The following is a 7,081-nucleotide window of genomic DNA, read 5'->3' on the forward strand; positions in this document are numbered from 1 at the left end:
CGTCATTCGGCTGGCCCGGCTGCCTCAGGTGCGGAGATCGGTCTGGTTGCTGGCCGCCAGTACGGTCGTCAGCGCGGGGCTAGGGTTCTTGACGACAGGTTTGGCCGTTATGATTTGTGGCAGCACAATGGCCTACGGAATATCAGGTAACGGAGCCAAATGTGTTACCGGAGCCGTTATCTTTTTACCCATCGGCATTTTTTTTACGATTCTTGCCTTCGGCGTGGGCCTATATTGTACTGGAGAATTGGTCGTCAAGCAAGTAAATGAATCTGCAAGCAAGGATTGGTACTGAATCATTGATTATTATTCTAAAAAAAATATGAAACACATCGTCTCTTCTTTTATAGTAGCCATCCTTTTCCTTACGGGTAGTGTAAGTTCGGCTCAAACCATCAACTCCGCTTCGAAAGCCCGCCGCCTGGAAGTACTTTTCCTGGGTGACAATGGCCACCATCGCCCGGTTGATTTTATCCCGATCTTGATGGAATCCATGGGAAGTAAGGGGATCAACTTCACGTACACCGACAAGCTGACCGACCTCAATCCGAAAACGCTGGGCAAGTACGACGCTCTGATGCTTTTTGCCAATTGGGATAGTATCGCGCCGACCCAGGCCGACGCCCTGTTGGATTTTGTGGCGAGCGGCAAGGGCTTTCTGCCGATTCACTGCGCATCCTATTGTTTCAGGAACAACGCGGAGGTAGTGAAGCTCATCGGCGGACAATTCTGGCGGCATACAATGGATACCATTCAGCCCGTCTGGGCCAAGCCCGACCATCCCGTATTGGCGGGTATCAAGCCGTTCAAAACCTGGGACGAAACCTACCTGCACGAAAAACTACAACCCGATAATATCGTCATTACCGAGCGAATCATTCAGGCCGATCAGGCCAAAGACCGGCCCGGCGTGTCCAAGGAACCCTACACTTGGGTACGGACCCACGGCAAGGGCCGCGTGTTCTACACCGCTTACGGTCACGACGAGCGCACCTGGGAAAATCCTGATTTTCAAAAACTACTTGAAAACGGTATCCGCTGGGCCGTGAGCGACGACGCCCGGGCCTCCCTCGCCGCCTTGAATCCCAAGAAGCTTGAATACCGCGAGGCGAAGCTGCCCAACTACGAGCAGCGGCCCGGCCCGCAGATGCAGCAACTACCGCTTTCGCCCGAGGAGTCGGTGAAACATATTCAGATTCCGGTGGACTTTACGCTGGATGTCTTCGCCCACGAGCCGGACGTAATGCACCCCATCGCCATGACCTGGGACGAAAAAGGCCGACTCTTCGTGCTGATTACCAAAGACTATCCCAACGAGCGCAAAGCCAGCGGCGGCAGCGACTACATTTTGATTTGTGAAGACACGAACAACGACGGCAAAGCCGACAAGTTCACGCGCTTCGCCGAGGGTCTAAGCATCCCAACGGGCCTGGTTTTCGCCAACGGCGGCCTCATCGTGTCACAGGCCCCGCACATGCTGTTTTTGCAGGATACCGACGGCGACGACAAAGCCGATGTCAAGAAAATTCTCTTCACTGGCTTTGGTACTTTCGACACCCACGCCGGGCCTTCCAGCCTCCACTATGGCTTCGACAACTGGGTCTATGGGGCGGTTGGGTATTCAGGTTTCAAGGGGAAATTCGGTAATAAAGACAGCCTGAATTTCGGGCAGGCGCTCTACCGCTTCCGGCCCGATGGGTCCGACATGGAGGTCATGACTAACACCTCCAACAACACCTGGGGACTGGGCTTCAACGAAGCGGGCGACCTCTTCGGCTCCACGGCCAACAACGCCCACGGCTGGTACATGGCGATTCCGAACCGTTATTTTGGCAAGAGCCGCGTGGACAACGGCGGTCGCAGCACCGACACGCATAAGGATATGAAACCCATCACGCCCAAAGTGCGGCAGGTGGACGTTTTCGGCGGTTTCACGGCGGCGGCGGGCCAAAGTTTCTACACCGCACGTGCTTTCCCCCAGGAATATTGGAACCAAGTGGCCTTCGTCTCCGAGCCGACAGGCCACGTTTTGCACCAAAATAATATGGTGAAAAACGGTACCGACTATGCCGACGCTGCCGACTTCAACCTGTTGGCCGGTGCCGATGAATGGGTGTCGCCCGTCTTCGCCGAGGTCGGCCCCGACGGAGCCGTGTGGGTGGCTGACTGGTACAGTTTCATCATCCAGCATAACCCTACGCCCAAGGGCTTCGACAACGGCGGCGGTAACGCCTATGACACCGACCTGCGCGACTACACGCACGGCAGGCTATACCGCATTGGCTGGAAAGATGCCCCGGCATACACCCCAATAATGCTTGGCAAGAATAATCCTACCCAACTGGTAGCTACGCTGAAAAACAGCAATATGCTCTGGCGGATGCACGCCCAGCGGCTGCTGGTGGAGCGTGGTAATAAGGATGTAGTACCGCAATTGGTGGCATTGCTGAAAGACAATTCGGTCGATAAAATCGGTCTGAACACTGCCGCTATCCACGCGCTGTGGACTTTGCACGGTCTGGATGCCATGAACGACCCCACCGTGCTGGCCGCCGCAACCGCCGCCCTGCGCCATCCGAGCGCAGCGGTTCGGAAGAACGCCATTCAGGTGTTACCCAAAAATGCTGCTATCGCCCAGGCCCTGCTCAAAGCGGATGCCCTGCACGATAAAGAGCCTCTCGTGGTGCTGAACACGCTGCTGGCCTTCACCGAAACGCCCCTGACGCCCGCCGTGGAAAACGCTGTATTGGCGCGGGTGGAAGAGTACAAGGAGGCCGAAGACCGCTGGCTACCGGATGCCTTCGCCGTGATGATGAATGCGCACAATGGCGCGTTGCGACAGAAATATATTGCCAAAAGATTGGCCAGTAAACCCAAAACCTCCGCATCTGCCAGTATGGCTGGTGGGGCCGCAATGAACCACGAGGGAATGGACCACAGTCAGCATTCGATGGGTGAAACGAAAATGGCCGAAGGAAAACCTGATTTGACCATTACCGACATCAAGCTTAATCCTTCTAATCCATTTGTCCGTGAGTACGGTCGCATTACGCTGCAAATCACGAACCAAAGTAAGGTGGCGATTCCCAAAGAGCAGATTCCTGTGGTAACGGTAGCTGTACGCGGCGGCGGTTTGGAATTGAATTACATCAGCCGTAAACTGGACAAGGGACTTGCTCCCGGTGAAAAGGTCGAGCTGTCTGAGGGTAATAACGGCCCCTGGAATGCCGCCTTCGGCTTTACCTCCGAGCAAGCCGGAAAAGTGACTGTCACCGCAACGATAGATCAGGACAATAGCGTGGACGAGGCCAATGAGCGCAACAATGTGTTCAGTAAAACCTTTGAAATACGCCGTCCGCAGAAAATGTCCGATTTCGCTCTTGAACGCGCCGCCCGCAGCTACGCCTCCTACGCCGCTGCCGACTTGGTGCTGGCGATGCTTCAGACCGCCCAAAATCTGGACGCCGATGGAAATTTTGCCATCACCAAGGGTGTCCTGAATGGCTGGAACGCGAAGCGGAAGGAAACGGCTTCCCCGGCGAGTCAGAAACTTTTGGCCAGTTTGAATGGAAACATTTCATCAGATTTAGCGGGGAAGATGTCGGCCTTCATGGAGTCCTTTGGCATGAAGGACGCCGAAGCTGACGACCCGAACGTGCAGATAATTCACATTAAGGCTATTCGCGAAGCCCTGAAATTTGATAAAACGGAGTTCACCGTCACCGCCGGAAAGCCTGTCATTATTGTATTCGAGAATCCCGATGCCATGCAGCACAATGTGGTCATCGGCAAACCCAAGTCAATGGAAATCATTGGCAACGCCGCCGATAAACTCATCACAGCCAAGGACGGTATGGAGAAGAACTACGTCCCCGACATCCCGCAGGTCATCGCTTCCACACCGCTGGTAAATCCCGACCAAACCTTCCGCCTGAAATTCACCGCCCCCGCCACGTTGGGCGATTATCCCTACGTCTGCACCTTCCCCGGCCATTGGCGGCTGATGAATGGGATGATGAAAGTGGTGAAGGAGGACGTGACCAAAGCCGCCAAATAATTTACGACACGACAACGACCTGGTCACCGACGCGGATGCGGCCTTCCCGCACGACCCGCGCCAGGATGCCACCATGTTGGCGCATGGCGTTGTAGCCGCCGGGGCCGAGGTTTTGCTCCATGCGGCTGCATGGGTGGCACTCGCCGCTGTACTCAAACTCCGCTTCACCGATGGTGAAGCGTTTATCTTTCAGAGCCAGCAGGTTCAGGCCCCGTACAATGATGTTTCGGCGCAACAGCAGTGGATCGACCGTATCCCGACCCAGAAAAGATGCCACCGCTGTCAGATGTTCCGCCTGCAGAAGCGTGACTTGCCGTTTGCTGCCGGGCTTTCCCGCGTAGTGATCGCCATCGAGTCCGGTACCGGGGCGGGCGTAGGCTTCTGCTACTTCCTGTGGAGGTTGCCGCTTGACGGGCCGCACGCTCATCCACTCTACTCTGCCGGGCCGGGGGTAGTTCTGCATCAATTCAAATAGTGGGGAATTTGGGGAGGGAGTGGCCATGAAAAGTATAAAATGTAAATCGGTATCTTCACAAAAATAACCCAAAAAAAACTGCCCCAGCAACTCCCCGAATCAACAAACAAACTACTCAACGCTATAACGGCGACCGCTTCAACAATTCAACGATTACACAGTTCCACAATTACACAAAAAAATGGTTTACATCGGCATCGATCTCGGCGGAACAAATATAAAAGGCGTATTAGTTGACGCGAACGGCGAGGTACTGAAGCAGCATTATATCCCTACGCATGACGACCCGGACGGTCTATGGCGCGAGAATGTGCGCGAAATGGCGCGGTACTTTCAGAGTTTTTGGCAGGAACCCATCGCGGGCATTGGTCTGTCGGCCCCCGGCTTGCCGGATGAGACCAACCGCTGCATTGCTTTCCTGCCCAACCGATTGCCGGGGCTGGTGAATTTCGTGTGGGGCGACTACCTTGGTCTACCGACGCGCGTGATCAACGATGCACACTCTGCTTTGATGGCTGAAACCGCCTTCGGAGTAGCCAAGGATCACAAAAATGTTGTCCTAGTTACGCTGGGGACGGGCGTGGGCGGCGGGCTGTACATTAATGGCGAACTCTACCAGGGCTTGTCGCAAATGGCGGGCAGCATCGGCCATATTACCGTTAACGCCTACGACGACGAGTGCAGCATTGTGGGTGCACCGGGTAGTTTGGAATACGCCATCGGCAACTACTCCATCGAGCGTCGTAGCCGCGGCCGCTACACATCTACCTGGGAATTGGTGGAAGCCTATCGTAAGGGCGAGCCGTTCGCGACCTACATTTGGCTGGCGTCGGTCAAGGCGCTGGCGGTAGGGTTGAGTTCGCTGGTCAACACCTTTTCGCCAGACTGCATCGTGCTGGCCGGAGGGATCACCTTAGCCGACGAGGCCCTCTTCGAGCCGCTGCGAGCTTTTCTGGATGTGTACGAATGGCGTCCCGGTGGTAAAAACACGCCGATTCTGCAAGCGCACTTCGGCGACATGGCCGGGGCGATTGGTGCGGCGGGGTTTGCGATGAAGGAGAGTTAAAAATTACATTTAAAAAAATAACGGAGAAAATGTTCAGGAAATCGTTTTTAGTATTGTCAATAGCACTGCTCGGAAACTACCCATTATTAGCCCAGAAAGCACTTCCCCAATTCCAGCATTATTTCAAAGAAGCGGGCTTTGAAGGTAGTTTTAGCCTTTATGATCTGAATAAAAAAGAATACGCTACGACCGATAAGGCCGATTTTACCAAAACCACTTCCCCGGCCTCGACCTTCAAAGTCCCCAACACATTCATCGCCCTGGAAACCGGAGCGGTACGGGACAAGATGGAAGTTATCAAATGGGACGGTACGCCCAAGCGGATGAAAATCTGGGAGAGAGACTACCATCTTGCCCTTGCCTATAAGAACTCCGCCTTCTGGTTTTATCAGGAAATCGCCAAGCGCGTCGGTGAGGAAAAGTATCACGACTATTTAAAAGCATTAAGCTACGGGAACGAGGACATCAGCGGTGGCCTGACGCTATTTTGGCTGGGATCGAGTTTGAAGATTTCTCCCAAGAACCAATTGGAAGTTCTCCAGAAAATTCAGGCCGAAACCGCTCCGTTCAGCGCCCGTACCTACCGCATCGGCAAAGAAATCATGGTGGAAGAAAAAACCGACGCCTACACCCTCCGCGCCAAAACCGGCTGGGCCGACACCAAACCCACGCACGTGGGCTGGTACGTCGGGTACGTAGAAACGAAAGGCAACGTCTATTTCTTCGCCACGCGCCTATATCAGCCCGACGCCCGGCAGAGCGACCGCTTCGGCAGACAGCGGAAGGAAATTACGAGAAAGATATTGGGTGATTTAGGTGTTTTGTGAAAAACGCGGTCTCGTCCAGGATTCTGTACCTTTGCAGCATGGAAAACCAGGCCAACCCCTTCGAGCAGTTCAAGCTCAACCGCCAACTACTCGACGCCATCGCCGACGCGGGCTATACCGAACCTACGCCCATTCAGGAACAAGCCATTCCGCTGGCGATGGCGGGGCACGACGTGCTGGGCATCGCTCAAACCGGGACAGGCAAAACGGCAGCCTTCGTGCTGCCGCTGCTCATGAAGTTAAAGTACGCGCAAGGTGCCGATCCCCGCGCGCTGATCCTGGCCCCGACGCGTGAACTGGTCATGCAGATTGCAAAGGCCGCCGAAGAACTAGGTAGCCACACCGACCTACGCATCGTAGCTCTCTACGGTGGCGTCGGTCCGAAGGCGCAAATCGAAGCGTTGCGGCAGGGCGTGGATATTCTGGTCACTACGCCACAGCGGTTCCTGGATTTGTACGCCAAGGGAGAAATCGTTTTGAAACACATCAAGACGATGGTACTTGACGAGGCCGACAAGATGCTGGACATGGGCTTCATGCCGCAAATCCGGCGCATTCTGGAAGTGATTCCTACCAAGCGACAGAACCTGCTCTTCTCGGCTACTTTTCAGGAAAAGGTTGAGAAGTTCTCCTACGAGTTTCTGGAATTCCCAATG

6 protein-coding genes are annotated in these 7,081 nt (G+C 54.8%); 5 read left to right on the plus strand and 1 reads right to left on the minus strand.

What is annotated here, in order from left to right; all coding sequences use genetic code 11:
• On the plus strand, nucleotides 1-295 hold a 295-nt coding region (locus ACEW8P_RS01180), incomplete at its 5' end, for a hypothetical protein (protein WP_373511282.1).
• A gap of 27 nt (nucleotides 296-322) precedes the next feature.
• Nucleotides 323-4,057, plus strand: a complete 3,735-nt coding sequence (locus ACEW8P_RS01185) for a PVC-type heme-binding CxxCH protein (protein WP_373511283.1) — start codon at nucleotides 323-325, stop codon at nucleotides 4,055-4,057.
• A 1-nt stretch (nucleotide 4,058) separates the two neighbouring features.
• Here ACEW8P_RS01185 and ACEW8P_RS01190 read toward each other — a convergent pair whose 3' ends face one another.
• Nucleotides 4,059-4,520, minus strand: coding sequence for an MOSC domain-containing protein (locus ACEW8P_RS01190; RefSeq protein ID WP_373511284.1), 462 nt, complete (start codon nucleotides 4,518-4,520; stop codon nucleotides 4,059-4,061).
• Nucleotides 4,521-4,713: 193 nt separating this feature from the next.
• Here ACEW8P_RS01190 and ACEW8P_RS01195 point away from each other — a divergent pair, with 193 nt between their 5' ends.
• The 3 genes from ACEW8P_RS01195 to ACEW8P_RS01205 form a co-directional block, all read left to right on the plus strand.
• Nucleotides 4,714-5,598 (plus strand): ROK family protein, encoded by an 885-nt coding sequence (locus tag ACEW8P_RS01195; RefSeq protein ID WP_373511285.1) that lies wholly within the window; start codon nucleotides 4,714-4,716, stop codon nucleotides 5,596-5,598.
• A gap of 53 nt (nucleotides 5,599-5,651) precedes the next feature.
• The gene (locus ACEW8P_RS01200; RefSeq protein WP_373511286.1) at nucleotides 5,652-6,425 is read left to right on the plus strand and encodes a penicillin-binding transpeptidase domain-containing protein; all 774 of its coding nucleotides are present in this window, start codon (nucleotides 5,652-5,654) and stop codon (nucleotides 6,423-6,425) included.
• A gap of 38 nt (nucleotides 6,426-6,463) precedes the next feature.
• Nucleotides 6,464-7,081: DEAD/DEAH box helicase (locus tag ACEW8P_RS01205; protein ID WP_373511287.1), on the plus strand; the 618-nt coding region annotated here is incomplete at its 3' end.

The sequence above is a fragment of the Persicitalea sp. genome (genome assembly GCF_041751555.1).
Classification (GTDB): domain Bacteria; phylum Bacteroidota; class Bacteroidia; order Cytophagales; family Spirosomataceae; genus Persicitalea.